This is a genomic window from Streptomyces sp. DH24 (assembly GCF_029813775.1).
Taxonomy (GTDB): Bacteria; Actinomycetota; Actinomycetes; order Streptomycetales; family Streptomycetaceae; genus Streptomyces.
The window spans coordinates 1-360 of sequence record NZ_JARVKW010000146.1 but is presented as its reverse complement, the minus strand read 5'-3'; the positions used below and the strand labels follow the sequence as shown (position 1 = coordinate 360).

At 70.6% G+C, this 360-nt stretch carries 1 pseudogene; it reads left to right on the top strand.

The features are described from left to right. A pseudogene (locus QC282_RS32240) lies at positions 1 to 360 on the top strand (protein phosphatase); the annotation flags it as partial.

The following is a 360-nucleotide window of genomic DNA, read 5'->3' as shown; positions in this document are numbered from 1 at the left end:
GTCTCGGCACGCTGGTGGGCTTCGGCGGCTGGGAGGCCATGGGCCAGGCGTGGAAGGGCCTGGCGCAGTTGGCGACGGGTCTGGTGCTGACCTCCATCCCTGGTGTGGGGGCGATGTTCTGGACGCTCCCCGACGACAAGTTGCCGTCCTGGATCCGTGATTCGCGTACGGCGATGAAGGAGACGGGCAAGGCGCTGGTGGCGTGGGACCAGTGGGGCAAGAACCCCGCCCGCGCGGCGGGTGCGGTCACCTTCAACGTGCTCACCACCGTCTTCACGGGTGGTGCGGGGGGCGCTGTCGCGGGTGCGGGTAAGGCCGGTGCGGTGGCGAAGGTGCTGGGCCCGGCGGGCAAGGTGATCG